Origin of the sequence: Enterococcus italicus DSM 15952 (genome assembly GCF_000185365.1) — a bacterium.
Taxonomy (GTDB): Bacteria; Bacillota; Bacilli; order Lactobacillales; family Enterococcaceae; genus Enterococcus_G; species Enterococcus_G italicus.
This window is the reverse complement of sequence record NZ_GL622264.1, coordinates 1-1,128: the sequence shown is the minus strand read 5'-3', so window position 1 is coordinate 1,128 and position 1,128 is coordinate 1. Positions and strand designations below refer to the sequence as shown.

Genomic DNA, 1,128 nt, shown 5'->3' with positions numbered 1-1,128 from the left:
TTAATAGACTGTTTAATACTGTTTATCTTTGACTAATGAGGGAAAAAATACTTTGTGAAAATTAATATTAAGAGAAAAACCTATATATAGCATATGTTTGAAAGAGAAATTAATAGAAATAATAAAAACATTTCACAAACCTAAATATGTGTTTTGGTACATCAAATATGTGATTTAGTACATGAACTATGTGTTTTGGTACATGAATAGTTTTTCATATGTGTTTTGGTACATGAAAATACTTGTGGATAACTTGATTTTTTCAACATTTTTTCTACTTTTTCTGTGGATAACTTTTTTATTTTTAAAGGACTAGACTATTACTTAAAATTATAGCATAATGTATCTATGTAAACAGATAATTGTTAAAACATAGAAAGGCTTACAATATTATTATGACAACAAAAGAGAATGAATTAGCTGAAGTTCAAAGGTTGAAGAAAATAAGTGAAAAAGAGAGAATTAGAGACTTCCAAAATCAAAGAGGATATACAGTTATCAAAGCTAACTCTTTAATACAAAAAACAACTTATAATTTAACCTCAACCGAACAAAAGTTAATATTAAGTATGATTAAAAATATTGATATTACCTCTAAAAATCTAGGAATATTTAAATTCCACATCAGAGATTTTTGTGACATCATGGGTCTAAAATACAATGGAAAAATAATTTCAGATATCAAAGAAGCTATTACAAGACTTGCATCTGATGATAAAAAATTCTGGATTGAAGAAATTAATGAAAAAGGTAAAAAATCATCAACTTATTTCTCTTGGATTGGTTCGGCTAAAATCACAGAATCAGTGGTGGAAATCTCAATGGGTCAACATATGCTTAAATATTTGATTGGATTAAATGAGTATTTTACTCAATATAATTTCTGGAATATTATTTATCTCAAAAGTAAATATTCTATCAGACTTTTTGAATTGCTAAAAAGTTATGAAAACATTGGTAAATTAAGAATATCAGTAATTGAACTTAGAAAAAAATTCCAAGCAAATCAGAAATTATATGGTGATTTTAAAAGGACTGTATTAATTAAGTCCAGAGAAGAAATCAACAAATATACTGATATTCAAATAGATTTTATAGAAATTAAAAATGGAAAATCAGTTGAATTTA

Annotated in this window: 1 protein-coding gene; it reads left to right on the top strand. The window is 24.8% G+C overall.

Annotated features, from left to right (window positions below; all coding sequences use genetic code 11):
- Positions 1-395: 395 nt before the first annotated feature.
- On the top strand, positions 396-1,128 hold a 733-nt coding region (locus HMPREF9088_RS11150; RefSeq protein WP_007209365.1), incomplete at its 3' end, for a replication initiation protein.